At 46.1% G+C, this 21,419-nt stretch carries 15 protein-coding genes; 1 reads left to right on the top strand and 14 read right to left on the bottom strand.

The window, feature by feature from the left end:
• Window positions 1–166: 166 nt before the first annotated feature.
• From sucD to sdhC, 9 genes are all read right to left on the bottom strand, one after another.
• Window positions 167–1,057 (bottom strand): succinate--CoA ligase subunit alpha, encoded by an 891-nt coding sequence (gene sucD, locus F941_RS04345; protein WP_005008265.1) that lies wholly within the window; start codon window positions 1,055–1,057, stop codon window positions 167–169.
• A gap of 12 nt (window positions 1,058–1,069) precedes the next feature.
• Window positions 1,070–2,236 (bottom strand): ADP-forming succinate--CoA ligase subunit beta, encoded by a 1,167-nt coding sequence (gene sucC, locus F941_RS04340; protein ID WP_005008264.1) that lies wholly within the window; start codon window positions 2,234–2,236, stop codon window positions 1,070–1,072.
• Between the two features lie 174 nt (window positions 2,237–2,410).
• Window positions 2,411–3,847 (bottom strand): dihydrolipoyl dehydrogenase, encoded by a 1,437-nt coding sequence (gene lpdA, locus F941_RS04335; RefSeq protein ID WP_005008263.1) that lies wholly within the window; start codon window positions 3,845–3,847, stop codon window positions 2,411–2,413.
• 60 nt (window positions 3,848–3,907) lie between these two features.
• On the bottom strand, window positions 3,908–5,125 hold the full coding sequence (gene odhB / locus F941_RS04330; RefSeq protein ID WP_005008262.1) for a 2-oxoglutarate dehydrogenase complex dihydrolipoyllysine-residue succinyltransferase: 1,218 nt from the start codon (window positions 5,123–5,125) through the stop codon (window positions 3,908–3,910).
• A gap of 16 nt (window positions 5,126–5,141) precedes the next feature.
• Entirely contained in the window at window positions 5,142–7,964 is a 2,823-nt protein-coding gene (locus F941_RS04325) for a 2-oxoglutarate dehydrogenase E1 component (RefSeq protein WP_005008259.1), read from the bottom strand.
• Between the two features lie 844 nt (window positions 7,965–8,808).
• Window positions 8,809–9,519: a succinate dehydrogenase iron-sulfur subunit gene (locus tag F941_RS04315; protein WP_005008258.1), complete on the bottom strand. Its 711-nt coding sequence runs from the start codon at window positions 9,517–9,519 to the stop codon at window positions 8,809–8,811.
• A 14-nt stretch (window positions 9,520–9,533) separates the two neighbouring features.
• Window positions 9,534–11,432 (bottom strand): succinate dehydrogenase flavoprotein subunit, encoded by a 1,899-nt coding sequence (gene sdhA, locus F941_RS04310; RefSeq protein ID WP_005008257.1) that lies wholly within the window; start codon window positions 11,430–11,432, stop codon window positions 9,534–9,536.
• Between the two features lie 12 nt (window positions 11,433–11,444).
• Window positions 11,445–11,810 (bottom strand): succinate dehydrogenase, hydrophobic membrane anchor protein, encoded by a 366-nt coding sequence (gene sdhD / locus F941_RS04305; protein ID WP_004651296.1) that lies wholly within the window; start codon window positions 11,808–11,810, stop codon window positions 11,445–11,447.
• Complete coding sequence (gene sdhC, locus F941_RS04300; protein WP_035361753.1) at window positions 11,810–12,208, bottom strand: succinate dehydrogenase, cytochrome b556 subunit; 399 nt, start codon at window positions 12,206–12,208, stop codon at window positions 11,810–11,812. The genes sdhD and sdhC overlap by 1 nt, the downstream gene beginning before the upstream one ends.
• Before the next feature lie 1,022 nt (window positions 12,209–13,230).
• On the opposite strand from sdhC, the gene gltA reads away from it, so the two are divergent.
• Window positions 13,231–14,508, top strand: a complete 1,278-nt coding sequence (gene gltA / locus F941_RS04295; protein ID WP_005008253.1) for a citrate synthase — start codon at window positions 13,231–13,233, stop codon at window positions 14,506–14,508.
• 136 nt (window positions 14,509–14,644) lie between these two features.
• On the opposite strand, the gene F941_RS04290 is transcribed toward gltA, so the two are convergent.
• From F941_RS04290 to F941_RS04270, 5 genes are all read right to left on the bottom strand, one after another.
• Window positions 14,645–16,258, bottom strand: a complete 1,614-nt coding sequence (locus F941_RS04290) for a flavin-containing monooxygenase (RefSeq protein WP_005008251.1) — start codon at window positions 16,256–16,258, stop codon at window positions 14,645–14,647.
• Window positions 16,255–17,118, bottom strand: a complete 864-nt coding sequence (locus tag F941_RS04285; RefSeq protein ID WP_005008250.1) for an SDR family NAD(P)-dependent oxidoreductase — start codon at window positions 17,116–17,118, stop codon at window positions 16,255–16,257. The genes F941_RS04290 and F941_RS04285 overlap by 4 nt, the downstream gene beginning before the upstream one ends.
• Before the next feature lie 35 nt (window positions 17,119–17,153).
• Window positions 17,154–18,110: a metal-dependent hydrolase gene (locus F941_RS04280; RefSeq protein ID WP_005008248.1), complete on the bottom strand. Its 957-nt coding sequence runs from the start codon at window positions 18,108–18,110 to the stop codon at window positions 17,154–17,156.
• A 245-nt stretch (window positions 18,111–18,355) separates the two neighbouring features.
• Window positions 18,356–19,798, bottom strand: coding sequence for a VWA domain-containing protein (locus tag F941_RS04275; protein WP_005008245.1), 1,443 nt, complete (start codon window positions 19,796–19,798; stop codon window positions 18,356–18,358).
• Complete coding sequence (locus F941_RS04270) at window positions 19,786–21,288, bottom strand: AAA family ATPase (protein WP_026253296.1); 1,503 nt, start codon at window positions 21,286–21,288, stop codon at window positions 19,786–19,788. Before F941_RS04270 ends, F941_RS04275 begins: the two co-directional genes overlap by 13 nt.
• Window positions 21,289–21,419: the final 131 nt, after the last annotated feature.

Below are 21,419 nucleotides of genomic sequence, written 5' to 3'. Positions count from 1 at the left end.
ATTTTCGCCTGAATCATCATTTTTATGTAAGAAAGTGTTTAAAAAGTGATCAACAAAAAAGAGCATCGCTATGTATTTGAAGTTTCTTATTTTTATTACAGGTACAAAAAAGCCCCTTTAAAGGGGCTTTTTCTTGCAGCTGATGAACACAGCCGAAGTCTCTTGCTTAAGCGATATTTTTATCTTTCAGCACTTGCAGCATGGTAGAACCCAATTCTGCAGGGCTGCGCGTATATGCCATTCCCGCTTTTTCAAAAGCCGCAAATTTTTCTTCAGCCGTCCCTTTTCCGCCAGAAATAATGGCGCCCGCATGCCCCATGCGTTTGCCTTTCGGCGCAGTCACGCCTGCAATATAGCCCACAACGGGTTTCGTCACATGCGCCTGAATATATTCCGCAGCCTCTTCTTCTGCCGTACCGCCAATTTCGCCAATCATGATAATGGCTTCAGTTTGCGGATCTTCCTGGAATAGCTTTAAGCAGTCAATTTGATTCATCCCCGGAATCGGGTCGCCGCCAATGCCGATACAGGTTGATTGGCCTAAACCGAGCTTCGTGGTTTGCGCCACCGCTTCATAGGTCAATGTGCCTGAACGTGAAATAATGCCGATTTTACCCGGCTGGTGAATATGGCCCGGCATAATGCCAATTTTACACTGCCCTGGCGTAATGATGCCCGGACAGTTTGGCCCAATTAAACACGCATTATTGCCATAGGTTTCTAAATAGCGCTTGGCTTTCAGCATATCCAGTGTCGGCACGCCTTCAGTAATCACGACAATCAATTCAATGCCTGAATCAATGGATTCAATAATGGAGTCCAAGACAAATGGCGCAGGCACATAAATTGAGGTAGCATTTGCACCGGTTTCTTTCACAGCTTCTTTCATGGTGTTAAACACAGGCAAATTCAGGTGGGTTTGACCGCCCTTGCCCGGCGTGACGCCGCCAACCACTTTTGTGCCGTAGGCAATCGACTGTTCCGAGTGGAATGTGCCGTTTTTACCGGTGAAGCCCTGTACCAATACTTTTGTGTCTTTATTTACTAATACGCTCATAATGGCTACTCCTTAAGCTTTTACTGCAGCAACAATTTTTTCTGCAGCATCAGCAAGGCCATTCGCAGAAATTAAAGTCAAACCTGATTCATCGAGCAATTTTGCACCCAGTTCGGAGTTATTCCCCTCCAATCGAACCACGACAGGCACAGTTACATTCACTTCCTGAACCGCAGCAATAATTGCTTCAGCAATCATGTCACAGCGTACAATACCGCCAAAAATATTAATCAAAACCCCTTTTACAGAGCTATCCGATAAAATAATTTTAAACGCTTCAATCACACGTTCTTTGGTCGCGCCGCCGCCCACATCAAGGAAGTTGGCAGGCTGCCCGCCATACAGCTTAATGATATCCATGGTTGCCATGGCAAGGCCTGCGCCATTCACCATGCAGCCAATGTTGCCTTCTAATGCCACATAGTTCAGATCAAACTCAGACGCTTTCAATTCACGCTCGTTTTCTTGCGATTTATCACGCATGGCGGCAATTTCAGGCAGACGGTACAGCGCATTCGAATCAATGCCTACTTTGGCGTCTACGCAAAGAATTTCGCCATTTTCACGCACAGACAGCGGATTAATTTCAAACAGCGCAAAATCATTTTCAATGAACGCCTGATATGCGGCCGTCATGATTTTAACAAATTGATTGATCTGTTCATTTTTCAGATTTAAAGCAAAGCCGACTTCGCGCGCTTGGAATGGCAATAGTCCAACGAGTGGATCAACTTCAACTTTAATGATTTTTTCAGGGGTTTCTTCTGCAACTTTTTCAATTTCCACACCGCCTTCAGTTGACGCCATAAAGGTCACGCGGCGGCTGGAACGGTCGACCACTGCGCCCAAGTAAAGCTCCCGCTCTACAGGGTACACATCTTCAGCCACTAAAATGCTGTTCACAGGCTGGCCATTTGAATCTGTTTGATAGGTCACCAAACGCGTACCAATAATGCTGTTGGCGTAATCTGCCGCTTCCTGAGCCGTTTTAACGACTTTTACACCGCCTGCTTTACCGCGGCCACCTGCATGCACCTGCGCTTTTAATACTGCAAATTTTCCACCCAGCTGTTCAAATGCTTTTACGGCTTCTTCTGCATTGGTGGCCAAAATGCCTTCCTGTACCGGCATTCCATATTTTTTTAATAGCGCTTTCGCTTGATACTCATGTAGATTCATCGATTAACCTTTTTATTGCTGCTTATTTACTTTTTTGTTGCGCCAAGGATGTTCTCTGTCTCAGCAAACATATTGGATTTTTTTAAACTTTCTTATCTTATTTTTAGATGATTGTTCAAATAAAAACAACCACCAAATGCAAAAAGAGCGGCCTAAGCCGCTCTTTTCTTCATCTTATTTGCGCTTACGCTGAATCGCGTGAATCGCTCGTCCATCCACTGCAAGCGCAGCTTCATGAACCACTTCTGAATAGGTCGGGTGACCGAAAGTCATCAATTGCAAATCTTCAACAGATGATACAAATTCAAGCGCAATCATGCCTTGGTGTACAATATCCGAAGCGCCAGGGCCAATGATGTGCATACCCAATAAACGGTCAGTTTTCGCATCCGCAACAAACTTCACGAAACCAGCAGATTCGTTCGCAGCCAAAGCGCGGCCGTTTACTGCAAATGGGAACTGGCCAGTTTTAACTTCATGGCCTTTCTCTTTTGCCTGCTCTTCAGTCAGACCTACCCACGCCGCTTCCGGGTGTGTGTAAATGACTGAAATGATGGTGTCGTAGTTGACTTGCGCTGCATGACCATGCATACGTTCAACAGCCATCACGCCTTCTTCCATTGCTTTATGTGCAAGCATTGGACCGCGCACCAAGTCGCCAATTGCGTATACGCCTTCAACAGAAGTTGCACACCAATCATTGACTTCAACCAAACCGCGCTCAGTCAATTTAATGCCAGAATCTTCTGCCAATAAACCTTCTGCATAAGCTTTACGGCCTACACAAACAATCAGCTTGTCAAAAACTTGAGTTTTATCATCGCCAGCTTGGTTATATTGAACAGTCACTTCACGGCCATTCACTTCTGTGCCAGCAACTTTAGCGCCAACGCGAATGTCTAGACCTTGTTTAGTCAAAAGTTTTTGGTAGTCTTTCGCCAAAGCTTTATCAGCCATTGGCAAGAATGCATCCATTGCTTCAAATACAACAACTTCAGAACCTAGGCGGCGCCATACTGAACCCAGTTCAAGACCGATTACGCCTGCACCAATCACACCTAAACGCTTAGGCACTTCTTGGAATTCCAATGCGCCAGTTGAATCAACAATTAAGTCTTCATCTACTTTAGCTACTGGAATGTTTACAGGTACAGAGCCTGTCGCAAGAATGACGAATTTAGGTTCTAAAACTTGAACTTCACTGCCTTCTAAAGGTGTGAATTCAACTTTCTTGCCCGCAAGCAATTTACCTGTGCCTTGCAGCCATTCAATGCCATTGCCTTTCAGCAGCTGTGCAACACCGCCAGTCAGGTTGTCGACAACTTTATCTTTTCGAGCCAAAAGCTTTTGAAGATCAAGCTGAACATTTTCAACTGAAATACCGTGAACATCCAAGCCATGAAGCGTGTCTTCATAGTGATGCGATGAATCAAGCAATGCTTTAGATGGAATGCAGCCGACGTTTAAGCAAGTGCCGCCTAAAGATGGCTTGCCTTTATGAACGCGTTTTTCAATGCAGGCAACTTTAAAGCCTAGCTGAGCGGCGCGGATAGCAGCTTCATAACCGCCTGGGCCGCCGCCAATTACTACAAGATCAAACTGTTGAGACATGTGTATCTCCAAAAATGGGCTTAGAGGATCGCCCTAAGCCCATGGATTTATTCTGAAGTATTAAAGATCAAGGATGAGTCGAGCTGGCTCTTCTAACAATTCTTTAATTGTTACAAGGAAGCCTACAGCTTCTTTACCATCGATTAAACGGTGGTCATAAGAAAGCGCTAGATACATCATCGGCAAGATCTCTACTTGACCATTCACCGCCATAGGGCGCTCTTGGATTTTGTGCATGCCAAGAATCGCAGTTTGCGGCGTATTCAAGATAGGTGTAGAAAGCAATGAACCGAAAGTACCGCCATTGGTAATGGTGAAGGTACCGCCAGTCATGTCTTCAATGCCCAACTTGCCGTCACGCGCTTTGCCAGCGTATGCACGGATGCCGTTTTCTACTTCTGCATAGTTCATGCGGTCTGTATCACGCAGAACAGGCACCACTAGACCGCGGTCAGAAGATACAGCAACACCGATGTCATAGAAACCGTGGTAAACGATGTCTTCGCCATCAATAGAAGCGTTTACAGCTGGGTAGCGTTTAAGCGCTTCAGTTGCAGCTTTAACAAAGAATGACATGAAGCCAAGGCGCGCGCCATGACGCTTTTCAAAAGCATCTTTGTATTGGTTGCGCATTTCCATGATTGGTTTCATGTTCACTTCGTTGAACGTAGTCAACATTGCTGTTTCTTGAGTTGCAGCAAGAAGACGTTCAGCAACACGCTTACGAAGGCGAGTCATTGGAACGCGTTTTTCAACACGTTCACCAACTGCAACGCTTAGAGGCGCAGCTGCTGGAGCAGCAGGTTTAGCTTGATGATTCGCAACATCTTCTTTCGTGATGCGGCCGCCGCGGCCAGTACCAGATACGTCAGAAGCAGCAATGCCAGTTTCTGTCAATGCTTTACGCACTGCAGGCGCTTGGTCAGAAACAGGCTGAGCACGCTCAACAACAGGCGCGTTGCCTGCTTGAGTCTGCGCAGCAGCTTGTTCTACTTTTGCTTCAGATTGAACTGCTTGAGTTTGAGCAGCGCCGGAAACAGCGCCTTCTTCAAACTGTGCAATCACTTCAGCAGAAAGCACTGTGTCGCCTTCATTTTTAATGATAGATGCAATTGTACCGTCAGCAGGAGCAACAACTTCTAAAACAACTTTATCTGTTTCAATATCGCAGATCACTTCATCACGTGATACCGCTTCACCAGGCTGTTTGTGCCAAGTTGCGATTGTGCCGTCAGCAACTGACTCTGGGAATACCGGTGCTTTAATTTCGGTTGCCATTACTAAGAATCTCCTGTTATTCAGCTACGATCGCTAAAGCGTCATTTACGAGCTGAGCTTGTTGTTTTGCATGCAAATATGGTGAACCGCAAGCCGGCGCAGCTGAAGCTTCACGGCCTGCATAACTGATGCGTACTTGTTTACCCGCTTTCATCACGTCGTCATACAGACGCGGCGCAATGAACAGCCAAGCACCTTGGTTTTTCGGCTCTTCTTGAGCCCAAACCACTTCAGTAACGTTTGGATAAGAAGCAAGCACTTCAGCAATACGCTTTTCTGGGTATGGATACAATTGTTCAATACGAACGATTGCTGTGTTGTTCAGTTCTTTTTCACGGCGTTTTTCAAGCAGATCGTAATAAACTTTACCGCCGCACAGCACAAGACGGGTTACGTCTGATTTGCTGATGCTGTCGATTTCGTCAATCACCGTCTGGAATGTGCCAGTTGCAAGCTCATCTAAAGTAGATGTTGCAAGTTTGTGACGAAGAAGAGACTTCGGCGATGTGATGATCATTGGCTTGCGGATTGGACGCAGCGCTTGACGGCGCATCGCATGGAAAATCTGTGCCGGAGTCGTCGGAGTCATCACTTGCATGTTGTCTTCAGCGCAAAGCTGTAAGAAACGTTCTAAACGTGCAGATGAATGCTCTGGACCTTGACCTTCAAAACCGTGAGGAAGAAGCATCGTCAGACCGCATACGCGTTCCCACTTGGTCTCGCCAGACGCGATGAACTGATCGATCACAACCTGTGCACAGTTTGCGAAGTCACCGAATTGCGCTTCCCAAATGACAAGGCTCTTCGGAAGCGTTGTTGCATAGCCGTATTCGAATGCAAGAACCGCCATTTCTGACAATAAAGAGTCATAAATTGCAGTGCGCGGCTGGTTTTCTTTCAAATTACATAATGGAATGTAAGTTGAACCGTCTACTTGGTTATGCAGTTTTGCATGGCGGTGTGAGAATGTACCGCGGCCAACGTCTTCACCAGTTAAGCGAACAAGGAAGCCTTCATCCAAAATAGTCGCGTATGCTAAAGTTTCAGCAGCGCCCCAGTTCAATGGCATTTCACCAGTCTGCATTTTCAGACGGTCATCAATTACTTTAGAGACTTGACGCTGCATCACGAAGCCTTCTGGAAGCTCGCGCATTTTAGTGCCAAGCTCTTTTAAGCGCTCGATTGGGAACGTTGTATCCCAGTTGTCTGTGTATTCGTGACCCAAGTAAGGCGTCCAGTCCACAAACATTTTTGTGTTTGGCTCTAGCACCAATGCATTTGCAACGTGTTTGCCTGCTTCAAGGTCAGAACGGTACTGTTCAACCATCGCATCAGCAGAAGCACGGTCTAATACACCTTGTTGAACCAATTGATCTGCATAAAGCGTACGTGTAGTCGCTTTTTTGTTGATCACTTGATACATCATTGGCTGAGTTGCAGCCGGCTCGTCCGCTTCGTTATGACCGCGGCGGCGGTAGCAGAACATGTCAATCACAACATCTTTACGGAAGGTGTGACGGAAGTCATGCGCCAATTGCGATACAAACAATACAGATTCTGGATCATCGCCATTGACATGGAAGATTGGCGCCTGAATCATTTTAGCAATGTCAGTACAGTATTCTGTAGAACGCGCGTCACGCGGATCAGAAGTCGTGAAGCCCACTTGGTTGTTGACAACGATGTGAACTGTACCGCCAACTGTATAACCGCGAGTTTGCGACATTTGGAAAGTTTCTTGGTTTACGCCCTGGCCCGCAAATGCTGCATCGCCATGTACAATCACCGGCAATACGTCATCGCCGCCAATGTCTTTGCGGCGTACTTGGCGTGCGCGTACAGAACCTTCAACAACCGGCCCTACGATTTCCAAGTGTGATGGGTTAAACGCCAATGCCAAGTGAACTTCGCCGCCTGGAGTCATTACGTTTGAAGAGAAGCCTTGATGGTACTTAACGTCGCCTGAACCTTTTTTATGCAGTGATTTGCCTTCAAATTCACCGAAAAGATCCGCCGGGTTTTTACCCATAATATTGACAAGAAGGTTCAAGCGGCCGCGGTGAGGCATGCCGATCACAACTTCTTTACAGCCTACAGAACCTGCACGCTGAATCAGCTCATTCACCATAGGAATGAACGATTCGCCGCCTTCCACGCCAAAGCGTTTTGCGCCAACGAATTTATTGCCGAGGTATTTTTCCAGGCCTTCAGCAGCTGTCAAGCGTTCTAAAACATGCTTTTTCTGTTCTGCGTTATAGCCGAACTGACCGCGGGCGCCCTCAAGGCGCTGTTGAATCCAGCGTTTTTCTTTAGTATCTACGATGTGCATGTATTCTGCACCAATAGAAGCGCAATAAGTCGCTTCCATGGCTTGAACCATTTCACCCAGCGTGGCTTCAGTTTTGCCAATCGCCAAGTTGCCTGTATTGAAAGGCGTATCTAAATCAGACTGAGTCAAGCCATGCGCTGCAAGGTCTAAATCCGGCACGATTTCACGTTTAGCTAAACCAAGCGGATCAAGTTTTGCTTTTTGGTGACCGCGGTTGCGGTAAGCAGCAATGAGTTGTAATACGCCAATTTGACGGCGCTCATGCTCAGAACTTACTGCGCTTTGAACCACAGGCTGAACACGGCTTGAATTACGTCCTAATAATAGGAATTGCTCACGTACATTGCTGTGCGGCTGATCGCCTTTAGGGAATTTATCGAAGTATGCGCGCCAGTCAGCTTCTACTGAGTCTGGAGCGGTTAAATACTGCTCGTAAAGTTCTTCAATATACGCTGCACTGTCAGCGGAAAGTTCAGTGTCAAGACGCAGTGCGTCAGCAACTTCTTGCATTTGTGGACCCATTTCCTATTGCAAAAACATTTCAGGATGCTTTTTAAGCGAACCCATGATCATTAATGTCAAATTGGTAACATGACATTAGTCCCCATTCGGCTTAAGCCATGAGGCGCGTTATCACTACATCAGGAGTTCCCAATGTGATTAATGAACAATAACGCCCCTCAGCGGCATCATTACTCATTGTTATACCCGGCCAAAACCGGGCAATTTTTTGCAAATCGTCTTAGAAAAAATAATCTCTGCGCTTTACTTTTTCTAAATCGACTTCCTTACCTTTATATACCGTCTCGCGGCCGCTAAATGTTGAAAAAATGTACGTTTTTCTGCCCAATTTTCACATATAACAGTGCGATAAATGCTAACACGTTATGCTATTTCAATTGATTTTTTTGACACATACCTCCTATAAATTGGCGAAATACAATAGCGCTATTTTCTACTAAGATATGGTGCGTTATATAAATTGATCTTTCAATTTAGACAAAAGTCTATTTTGCAATTTTTTAACGCAAACCGCTTAATAAAAAAGAGCGTGAATATGCTTTCTACAGCCATTTACGCCCCTTACACGTTATATGATAACATTTTCATCACCCTTTAACAGCGCAAAACAGTTATTCCATCATATTTTAACCAGCCTATTTCACCCGAACCACGGCAATTCACTAAAACCATACCGTTCCGGCGCTGTTTTTAAAAAAACCTGCTCCAGCCATAGCTTAAAACAATCAATTCCACAAGCAGCCCATACACTGCCGCTTAAACTGCTGAATGCCCCGCCACAGCATGCAAAAAAAAAGCGCACCCGAAGATGCGCTTTATTGAATCAGCCGGATTAGCCAGCGTGATCAAACATCATATTACGGATGTGACCGATTGCCTTAGTCGGGTTCAAGCCTTTAGGACAAACAGATACACAGTTCATGATGCCTTTGCAGCGGAACAAAGAGAACGGGTCGTCAAGACGAGCCAAACGCTCTTGAGTTGCTGTATCACGAGAATCGATAATAAAGCGGTATGCATTCAGCAATGCAGACGGGCCCAAGAATTTGTCCGGGTTCCACCAGAATGATGGGCATGAAGTTGAACAGCATGCGCAAAGAATACATTCATACAAGCCATCCAAGTGTTCACGCTCTTCTGGAGACTGTAAACGCTCTTTTGCAGGCGCAGGCTGGTTGTTGATCAGGAATGGATGAATTTTGTCATACTGATCGTAGAACTGATTCATATCCACAACCAAATCTTTTACCACTGGCAGGCCAGGCAAAGGACGGATTGTAATTTCGTTTGGCAAATCGTTCAGGTTCCAAAGGCACGCCAAACCGTTTTTGCCATTGATGTTTACGCCATCCGAACCGCAAATGCCTTCACGGCAAGAACGGCGGAAAGTTAAAGATTCGTCCTGCACTTTCAACGCAAGAAGAGCGTCAAGCAGCATGCGGTGCTTGTCAGTCAACTCAAGTTTAAAAGTCTGCATGTACGGTGCTTTATCCTTATCAGGATCGTAGCGGTAGATATTAAATGTACGAGTACCTCTACTCATCTTACTTCTCCTAATTAGAATGTACGCGGTTTAGGTGGAATTGCATCGACAGACAGCGGCTTGTAGCGCACTGGCTTGTACTCAAGATGGTTATCCGCAGAGAACCATAATGTGTGCTTCATCCACTCGTCATCACGGCGGCCATACGGATAGTCTGCATGATCAGGCGACAATTCAAAATCCACCACTGTATGCGCACCGCGGCACTCTTTACGAGCAGCTGCAGAAATTAACGTTGCTTTAGCAACTTCATACAAGTTAGCGACTTCTAAAGCTTCAATACGCGCAGTGTTGAATACTTTAGATTTGTCTTTCAAATGAATGTTGCGAACACGCGGTTCAATGGCAAGAATCTGTTTTACGCCTTCTTCAAGCAATGCAGATGTACGGAATACACCAGCATGGTCTTGAACGATGTCACGGATTGCATCAGCAACGTCTTGCGCATTTTCACCTGAAGTTGACTCATCTAAAAGAGCCATACGCTTAAAGGTATCTTCAAACACAGTCGTTGGAAGCGGCGCATATTCATCACCGTGATGCTTAGTCACATAGTCGATGATGTGTTCGCCAGCAGCTTTACCAAATACAACCAAGTCAAGCAGCGAGTTTGTACCTAGACGGTTTGCGCCATGTACAGACACGCAAGAACATTCACCGATTGCATAGAAGCCTTTCACAGGTTTTGTGAAGTTGCGCTCACCGGCATTGTGAGAATAAACACCCGTTTCTTTGTTGTAATTCGCTTCAAGCGCTACAGTTTCACGGCTTTCAGGCAGAACAACCTGACCATGAATATTCGTCGGAATACCGCCCATTTGGTAATGGATTGTCGGGACAACAGGAATTGGCTCTTTAGTGATATCCACGTTCGCGAATTTCTTGCCAATCTCAAATACAGACGGCAGACGCTTCATGATGGTTTCAGCACCCAAGTGCGTCATATCAAGCAAGATGTAGTCTTTCTTCGGACCGCAGCCGCGGCCTTCTTTAATCTCTTGATCCATTGAACGCGATACGAAATCACGCGGCGCCAAGTCTTTTAAAGTTGGTGCATAGCGTTCCATGAACGGCTCGCCCGAATCGTTGCGAAGGATTGCACCCTCACCGCGGCAGCCTTCAGTCAGCAATACGCCTGCGCCCGCCACACCTGTTGGGTGGAACTGCCAGAATTCCATATCCTGCAATGGAATGCCCGCACGCGCAGCCATGCCAAGACCGTCACCGGTATTGATATAAGCATTGGTAGACGCACGGTAAACACGGCCAGCACCGCCTGTAGCAAACAAGGTAGCTTTACCTTGGAATACAGCAACATTGCCTGTTTCCTGGTCAATAGCTGTAACACCCAGCACGTCGCCTGCTTCGTTGCGAATTAAATCAAGCGCGATCCATTCTACGAAGAATTGTGTACCCATTTTCACGTTGCTTTGATAAAGCGTATGCAGCAGCGCATGACCTGTACGGTCAGCAGCAGCACAGGCACGCGGAACTGGCTTCTCACCATAGTTCGCTGCGTGGCCGCCGAATGGGCGCTGGTAAATGGTGCCGTCTGCGTTACGGTCAAATGGCATACCCAAATGTTCTAATTCATAAACCACTTGAGGCGCTTCACGAGTCATATACTCGATTGCGTCTTGGTCGCCTAACCAGTCAGAACCTTTAACGGTATCGTAGAAATGGTAGTGCCAGTTATCTTCTTGCATGTTGCCAAGAGATGCACCGATGCCGCCCTGCGCCGCAACCGTATGAGAACGTGTTGGGAATACTTTAGTCAGTACCGCAACTTTCAAGCCTGCTTGAGCAAGCTGATATGAAGCACGCATACCTGAACCGCCACCGCCGACGATGACTGCATCGAAAGTTTGGTGTGGAATATTTGTGTAATCTTCTTTAGGGGTAATAGCGCCCATGATTGTTTCCTATCAATTCGCCCAAAAAATCTGGATTGCCCAGATTGCATATGCAAATACAGCAATAATCACTGCCGATGTCAGCACAAGGCGTAAACCTGAAGCTGAAGGACCCATTTGGCGAGTCGTCACATAATCTGTGAACACCTGCCACATGCCAATCCATGCGTGTGCAACAAGAGATAAGACTGCCAATAAAGATAAAATCTTCATTGGTAATGTCATCATAAAGCCGTACCACTGTTCAAAGTTGAATCCGCCGTTACACAGGATCCAGCCAAATACCACAACGGTATAAACAGCCAGCACAACAGCACTCAAACGCTGGATAAACCAATCGCGAGAACCTGAACCCGAAAAACCAGTAGCACTTTTCATTAGAGTACGATCCATACAAATGCTGCAACAATACCGATTGCAGACAAAATTAATGCGATAGTAGATGCTACTCGGCCACTTTGCAGCTCTTCAGCAATGCCTTGGTCAGCAAGTAAATGCTTAACACCTGCAATAAAGTGGAAAATTAAGCCAGCTACAAATACCCATACGACAAAACGCACAATGAAGCCGCCGAAGATTGCTTGAACTTGAGCAAAACCTTCTGGTGAAGACAAAGATTTGTCTAAAAGCCACAAAAGTACCGGTACGAGTAAAAATACGATGACACCAGAAAGACGGTGTAGAATTGATGCAATAGCCACAGGGGATTTTAAGTTTACTTCTAAAACTTGACCCATGGACAAATTGACAGGTCTGTTGCTTTTCACAGCGGGCATCCTGTAAGTAAAAACTCCATCCGGAGTTTGTTGGAATTAATTCGAAGGAAAGCTGGCATTGTTGAGCCAAAACATATAGTAAAGTCATGACCCAAACATTTAACGACACTGAATTATAAAACGTGAACTATTAAAATACAAACAATGACATTTGCTGAATGAACAAAAAAACCTTTAAATAAGAATCATTAACAACTACTTTACCCAATATAAGAAGTAAAAGCGCTTAAAGAAAACAACTATGTTATTGGTTTTAAAAAGTTAAATCTTAAAAATATTAATCGTTTTTGGCTTTAGAATGTTTTTTCAAAATTTAGACTAAAGATGAACACAGATAAGCCTTTGCCCTGCATTTATTTCTTCTTTTTATAATAGCTATAACCAATAAATCATTTATTAAATAAATAATTATTATTTATTTAAGATAATAAAGTTAAAATATCATGAACTGAAAGAAACACTTAGTCTGTGCATAACTCTTCCTTAACTCGCAATCTTTGCATAGATAAACACCAATTTCAGCCTAAACAGGCGCACATTTGACGATTTAACACGCACTTCACCACAATTAATCAGTCATTTTTTAACCAAACAAACCAGCAAAACATTTACAGTTAGCGCTTTTTAATATGAATAAGAAAACAGCAATCCTAAAATTTAAAACGCTGTAAGTTACGAGATTTATAATATTTTAAGCATCAAAGTTGCTTGAATTTTTGAAAATTCTCAGAGTTTTTAGGAATTAAAAATTGCTTACAATTAAAGCAGCATCGGTATTTTCCTCTGCACCTTCCCTCCAATATGACTTATTATACCGTCCCGATGCTGTGATTTTATTCATGTTCTATCGGAATAATTTTTGACTAATCATCTGTATGAACGTCACTTTTATCCATAAGTATAATTGACAAAATTTCAGTTCTCTCTAATCTTAGAGCAAATTTTTGATCCGTCTGATTCGTGCATTAAAAGATTAGCACTGCGAGTCAGATAAACATTCACCAGGACAGGAGATCTATTGAATGTCTGAAGCAACTGGCAAGAAAGCCGTTTTACAGCTTGATGGCAAAGAAATTGAATTACCAATTTACAGCGGCACATTGGGCCCAGATGTAATCGACGTTAAAGATGTATTGGCCGCAGGTCACTTCACTTTTGATCCTGGTTTTATGGCTACTGCTGCGTGCGAGTCTAAAATCACTTTCATCGATGGCGGCAAGGGTGTTCTTTTACACCGCGGTTACCCAATCGACCAGCTTGCGACTAAAGCAGACTACTTAGAAACTTGTTACCTCCTATTGAACGGCGAACTTCCAAACGCTGAACAAAAAGAAGAGTTCGACGCTAAAGTTCGTAACCACACTATGGTTCACGACCAAGTTAGCCGTTTCTTCAACGGTTTCCGCCGTGATGCTCACCCTATGGCGATCATGGTTGGTGTTGTTGGCGCGCTTTCTGCGTTCTATCACAACAACTTGGACATCGAAAACGTTGACCACCGTGAAATTACAGCGATCCGCTTAATTGCTAAAGTTCCTACTTTGGCTGCATGGAGCTACAAGTACACAATCGGTCAACCGTTTGTTTACCCACGTAACGACTTGAACTACGCTGAAAACTTCCTTCACATGATGTTCGCGACTCCTGCAGACCGCGATTACAAAGTTGATCCTATCCTTGCTAAAGCAATGGACCGCATCTTCACACTTCATGCTGACCACGAGCAAAACGCGTCTACTTCTACAGTACGTTTAGCTGGCTCTACTGGCGCTAACCCATATGCATGTATTGCTGCTGGCATCTCTGCACTTTGGGGCCCTGCTCACGGCGGCGCGAACGAAGCTGTTCTTAAGATGCTTGATGAAATCGGCACTGTAGAAAACGTTGCTGGCTTCATGGAAAAAGTGAAGACTAAAGAAGTTAAACTGATGGGCTTCGGTCACCGTGTTTACAAAAACTTCGACCCGCGCGCTAAAGTTATGAAAGAAACTTGCGACGAAGTTCTTGCTGCGCTTGGCATCAATGATCCACAGCTTGCGCTTGCGATGGAACTTGAACGTATCGCGCTTTCTGACGAATACTTCATCAAACGCAACCTTTACCCGAACGTAGACTTCTACTCAGGTATCATCCTTAAAGCGATTGGTATCCCAACAGAAATGTTTACTGTAATCTTCGCGCTTGCACGTACTGTTGGCTGGATCAGCCACTGGTTAGAAATGCACAGCGGTCCTTACAAAATCGGCCGTCCTCGTCAGCTTTACACTGGCGAAACTCAGCGCGATATCCAAGGCCGTTAATTCTTTAGAATTAACCGTGGATTTAAAAAACCGCCCTTTGTGGCGGTTTTTTTATGCGGATTTAAAAGGTCTAAAATTAAAAAACCCAAGACAAATTCTTGGGTTTTTACGGCTGTGATTTTAAAAACGCCAGCGCTTAAAATTCTAAGTCATAATCTTTCAAATTCAGTGAATTTAAGCGCTGTTTTAATTGCGCCAGCGACCATGGCCACGCCGCAAAATTTTTACCGTTTTGATCCAAATAGTAGCTCCTGCAGCCGCCTGCATTAAAAACAGTGGTCTTCAAATGCTGTTGCACCTGATGATTGTGCTGCTCGATAACCTTTGGATTGATGCTGAATTTAGTGAACTGATACTCTTTCATCTGCAGCAAGCCGCTGACGATATATTCGACCTGCGCTTCAGCAATGCCGATAAAGGAGTCATACACCAAAATATTCGGGCCTAAAATTAAAAAGGCATTCGGCACTTGCTCAAGGCTGGCGCCCAGAAAGGCTTCCGGTGAACTGTTTTTCCAAAGTTCAGATAAATATTCCCCCTGTTCATTGCGCACCCGCTTGCCAATCGGCGGATGCGACACCTCGAAGCCTGTGCCCCAAATAATCACATCAACCTCATGCCGTTCACCATTGGCGGCCACAACGGTATTGCCGTCTATTTCCACCAAACCGCATGGAATCAGGCTGACGTTCTGCTGCTGCAAAGCAGGATAGTAATTATTGGCAAACAGCAGCCGCTTGCAGCCAATAGAAAAATTTGGGGTGACATTTTGGCACAGCTGCGGATCTTGCACTTGCAGTTTCAGCAGTTGCCGGCTGATAAAGTTAACCGGCTCCAGCGCTTTAGGATGGCGCAATCCGAAGTTGATGCCATTCAGAATCTGCGCGACACTCTTGCGCCATGCCTGCTGAACAGCCGGAAACCGAGCGATCCATTTTTTCATGCCATCCCCCAGCTGCATATCCGCTTTGGGCAGCACCCAAGGCGCTGTACGCTGAAAGACGTGCAGCTGTTTGGCCAATGGCTGGATTTGCGGTATAAACTGGATCGCCGAAGCGCCTGTGCCAATCACCGCCACCCGCTTGCCAGTTAAATCATAATCATGATTCCAGCGCGCGGAATGAAACATTTCACCTTGAAAGCTTTCAATCCCTTTGAGTGCTGGCAATGACGGTTCGGTAATTGGGCCTGTGCCAAAAATTACCGTCTTTGCCCAAAACTCGCCCTGTGAGGTCTGCAGTGTCCAGCGCTTTTGATCTTCCTGCCAAACCGCATCCTGCAGTTCATGATTCAGCAGAATTTTATCCTGCAAATCAAACTGTTCTACCACATGTTCCAAGTAACTTAAAATTTCAGGCTGCTTGGCAAACAGATTGCTCCATTGATGGCTAGGCGCAAAAGAAAAGGAATACAGCGCGGATGGCACATCACAGCCGCAGCCCGGATAGGTATTTTCACGCCACGTTCCGCCGATACGGCCGGCTTTTTCCAGTACGATAAAATCCTCATAACCGACTTGCGTCAGCTTATGCGCAGTGGCAATGCCGGAAATGCCAGCGCCGACAACGATGGTGTCATATAGATGAATATGGGCAGACGGCTGCTGAATTTTGCTATTTTCCGCCTGCGCTGAGGTTTTGGTTTTTAGATTGCTCTTGGCTACGGTCTTTCTTGGCGCTTTTTTCTGCGCAGTGCCGCCTTCGGATTCTTCTATTCGGTTTTCCGCATCCAATGCGGTTGGCATATTCATGACGCAGCTCCCGCTTTTTTCATATATCGGTTGAATAAGGGATAGCCGACCCCTAAAAGTTTGGCATACAGCTGCGGTGACAGGCGCTTCATCCACCAAAACAGCTTGGCGTCCGGCTGTGGAATGGTATACAGCTTATTGGCATCCAGCTGATTCAAGGTTTTCTGCGCCACAGCATCGCTGGTGGTAAAAGCATGATTCATCAGCAGCTTGTCCGCCAGCCCCGAATAACTTTCCGGCAAACGGCCATTTTTCATGATATTGGTCGGCACCAAAGTCGGACACAGCACATTGACGCGGATGTTGGCGCTGCGAAGCTCTGCAGACAGGGTTTCTGATAAAGCCAGCACACTGGACTTGGTCACGTTATAAGCCGTCATTTCAGGGGCTGCCGTAAAACCCGCAGCTGAAGCGACATTAATAATGGCTCCGCCGCCATTTTGCTTCAGTTTCGGCACAAAATAGTGGCAGCCATGTATCACGCCCCACAAATTGACATGCATGCACCACTGCCAGTCGTCCAAAGTGACTTCATCAAACTTGCCGCCCAGCCCCACGCCTGCATTATTAATCACCAAAGTGACAGGGTGGCCCAGCAGCTGTTCAGACTGCTCAGACAACGCCTGCACCTGCTCTTTCACACCCACATCACACTGCACGGCATAAGCATTGGATGCGGTCAGGGACTGAATCAAATCGGCCGTTTCCTGCGCCGCCTCCAAATTAATATCCGCGCAGACAATATGTCCGCCGCGCCGCGCCACTTCCAATGCAAAACTGCGGCCAATGCCGCTGCCTGCGCCGGTAATCACCGCATAAGCATTGCAGCTGGGCATGGCCTTTTTACTGAAGAATCCCATGATTTTTTCCTTTTTCTTTTTGTCTTCTGCGCAATTCACGCTTTTAAAGCGGGTGTGAATTCTTTGATAAAATACGGCGTCAGCACGCCAGTTTCCGGGTGCAGCAGGCGCTCTTTGTAATACTCCAAAAATGCCGAAGTATCGTAATCATTCGGGTGAAAACCCGGACGCAGATAGTCAAAAATATGCTTCCAGCTGCTGCCGTAAACGCCGTCTTTTAAGCCAAAAATCAGCTGAAAACTGCGCGGCACATCTTTCCAATATGCGCCGCTGATCAGATTGGAAGGCTTGCGGTAAAACGGCACCACAAGTGAAGCCGCGGAAATCAGCACTAAAATGGTGGTCAGGGCTGCAAAGAATCCCGCCGCCCGCAGCGCATAGTTATTGGACAGGTTTTGAAAGACATCGTAGGCGATATCCTTATGCTCTGACTCTTCCAGCATGTGCCACAGCCAAATAGCGCGCTGCTTTTCATCCTGAGAATCGAAGAAGATCTGCTCATGGTTCATCATGTATTCCGCCAGCACGGCGGTAAAATGCTCAATACCCGCCATCAGCGACAGTTTCATCGGCTGCGGCAGGCGGTTGAAGCCATAATCAAAGACATAGCCCGCCAAGGTTCGGAAAAGCTTCACCGGCAGATCAATCGCCATATAGGCATCATTCATTTCTTCATGCAGCTTAGAATGCAGCGCTTCCTGGCCGATCAATGAGGTTACCCGCTGCTTCAGCAAAGGATCTTTCACAAAATCGCGGTGATAGCGCGCCGTATCAATCACCAAATCTTCGCCAAAAGTCAGAAAAATCGACAGCGATGCAAAATAGGCGCTGGCCAGTTCTGCATTCATATAAAATTTAGGATCAATTTTCTCGGGCTCAAATTCGAACTTCATGTGCCGGATCGGAATAATGGCGGATTGCTTGGCGGCATTAAAAACCGGGCCAGCCAATACGCTGCTGAATGCTTTTTTGATTGGGCTGATTATTTGCATAGCGCTTACTCTTTTTTTGTATTCGCATTCAATTACGAAAGCATCAAGTCTCAGCAATCAATACTGAGGGATATGATCAAAAATTAAGACATGCGCGCCATGAAGCCATTTGCAGAAATGATCTTTGAATTGGCAAATATTGCCGATTGAAAATATTGTCAGACAATAAGGCCTTGAAATTTTCATTCAATGCCATCTTTATATCAATTAGGGTCAGGGCCTTTTTTGCACTCCTGCTGATCCAGTTAATTCAGCTGTTCTACTTTTCCGGTATTCGCCTGATACACCCATTGATGGTCAAACAAGGCGTCATTCAGATGGTCAATACGGAAGTTGCCAATAGCCGCCGCATAAAAGCCGACCCCCTGCTGCTGCAGCTGCTCAATGCCTTCCATTAATTCAGGCGGCAAACCGCCCATGATAAAGTCCGAGATCACCAACACATCGGCATGGCTGAAATTCGGCTGGCGCAGCATGTCTGCCGCATGCTGCATGGCGGGAACAATATCCGTGCCGCCATGAAAGGACTGGCTTAAAAAATGAATCACGTCATCCAGCGCATCGCCCTGCTGCAACTCCAAGGCCGTTAGATTGGTCGAAAAGTTGATGATATGCATGGGCCGTTTAGATTTCATGGCCTGCATGGCCAAATACAAGCTGATGGCTTTGGCAATCAATTCAGGCTGTCCATGCATAGATCCGCTGGTATCCAGACACAGAATCATCGGGCCTTTTTCACCCCGCATTTTACGGGTCCGGCGCGGATCATCAATCACGCGCCCGCTTTGTTCGCCTTGCAAATGAAATCCCAAAAGGTTCGATTCTAAATATTTCAGATCAAATAAAATCTGCAAATCCGGATCTGACAGCAGCGCCAGCTCACTGGGCAACGCCAAATTCAAATGCTGAGACAAATGGATGCCGGTAATTTCTTCAAAGGCGCGCTGATCCGGCAGGGCTTGCTGCGCCTGCACAGGATTCACCGCTAAAGGTTTGCGTTTATATTTGGAAGGCTCGGCGCTGCCCATTATTTGGCACAGCTTCTGCAGCGCTTTGTCCTGCGCTAAATAATTGCTCCACATTTCAAACTGCTGTACATCCTGTTCCGTCAGCTGCCCTTTAGAGTAATCAATAAAGATGCCGGTATCTGCGCCAAAGGCATCCTTATGTTTCGCCATTTTCTGCAAAGCGGCTAAAAAGTCCTTAATTTCATCTAAAAAGGCATCACGCTGCAGCGCCAGCTGTTCAAATTCCCATTGTGCAACAGCTTCAGTGAGTTTGCGCTGCCATTTTTCCTGCAGCAGCTGAAACTGCAGATGCAGTGCGGTTTTGGACTGCACTGCATTTTGCTGAAATTGCCATACCCCCCCCAAAACAGGAATGCCCAGCCCTTGCTGAAAATCCTGAAACTGCTGCTGCATCAGCTCTAATTCAATGCCTGAAACCGCCTTTTTTTCCAGCCATGCCTCCAGCTGCTGCTGTACCGCCTGATAAGGGTGCTGCTGATCCAAGCTGGATTTAGCCTGATAAGCCCATGCATGCACTTTTTCATCTATTTTCTTGGCCGCTTTTTCATCGTCCAGCCAATGCTTTAATGTGGACTGGCGAAGTTCCTCATACAGCTGATCGGTGACTGCCGTCAGCGCATTGGCTGTCTGCTGGGCAGACTGCAGCTTTAATTTCGGCATAAGCGTTCCAAACGCTGGCAGTCCTGACGCTGCAGATCATAACGCTGCAGCGTCAGGGCCAGCTGCGCTTTCAGCTTGGCCGCATCGTCCTGCGCGGCAAAGTCTGAATCAAAATGCGCGGATGCCGCATCAACCCTCTGCCGCAGCACGGCATAATCGTGGCTCAGCTTGCTTTGCAGCGCCTGCACCTCATGCAGCAGGTCATATTGAACCTGCGCTGACAGCTGGGTACGCGCACTGCCCTTCGGATATTTAATATAAGGCGTCACCGCTTCTTCTAAACCGTAATAGCCGCCTTTTAACGTGCACTGCCGCCCGCCATTGAAATTGCAAACAATGCCGCGGATTTCCTCACCGCTTTCATCCACGGCAAAGAAATCTTTTTTGCTGTCCATTTTATCCAGCTCTAAATACAGTACTTTATCCTGATAATGATGATCCAAATTGGTCACAGCTTTTAAATACTCACGGCCGCAGATCAAATAGCTCGCATAAACCTCATCGGTATAATAAAAATGATTCAGAATCCGCTGTTCGGCATCTTCTTTTTGCGCAATGCTGCCGGCCAAATCCAGATCTGAATCCAAGCCAATTTCTAAGATAGCCTGCTCTATGGTCTGCGCAACAAAATCAATGTCATCTATCTGGCTCCATAAGCAGTGCTTTAAAATAAACAGATCCAAAAGATTCACTTCAGTGCGGTCATTAATAAAGGCGGAAGCTTTCAGCAAATACGCTGCGCGCTGCCAGCGCCGGTCAGAGACATAAACGGCATGCTCTTCAAAGCTGTCAGTTAAAGATTGCTTGACCGCATCAAAGATTTTCAAAACTTCCGCCGGCAGCTGCACCTGATGGATTTGTTCGCGCCACTGCTGCAGTTCCTGCTTTTTAATGCGCAGGTCATCCGCCGCTTCTATTTTGGCTGCGCTGGGCTTGGCTTGCAGCAAAGCGTGGAAATTTTGCGCCTGCTGAATAGGCGGCACAACTAAACGCAGGATAAAGCGGTCATACAGCGCATCTAAACCTTGATTGGGTTCAGGAATTTCATTGGACGCGCTCATCAATACTTTTAACGGCACATGCTGAATCATGTCGCCATTTTTAAAAGTCTTTTCATTAATCAGTGTCAGCAGCGTATTTAAAATGGCTGGGCTGGCCTTCCAAATTTCATCTAAAAAAGCAAAATCAGCCTTAGGCAGATAATGTTCTGTTTTACGCAGATACTGATCATCCTTTAAAGCTTTTATCGATACTGGGCCAAAAATTTCTTCCGGCGTGCTGAAGCGGTTCATCAGGTATTCAAAATATTCGCCTACTTCAAAAGCAGAAGCTATACGGCGGGAGATCAGGCTTTTGGCGGTACCCGGTGAACCGTACAAAAAGGTATTCATGCCGGCAATGCCTGCCAGCAGACTCAGCGCCATAATCTGCTCGCGCTCATACATCTGTTCACTGACTTGGGAAATGAGTGCATGCATTCGCGCTTTCATAAAAAACATCACTGAAAAAAGAGAATCCTATTGTAACGGCGCAATAGCGGTTTGCGAAATTTAACGATTTTAAAAATCAGCCCTAAAAATTTGCTATCTTTATCGGCAGTACTCAGCCACCGCCATTGCCC

This window comes from Acinetobacter bouvetii DSM 14964 = CIP 107468, from assembly GCF_000368865.1.
Lineage (GTDB): Bacteria > Pseudomonadota > Gammaproteobacteria > Pseudomonadales > Moraxellaceae > Acinetobacter > Acinetobacter bouvetii.
The sequence above is the reverse complement of the archived record's forward strand: the minus strand, read 5'-3'. Positions and strand labels throughout refer to the sequence as shown.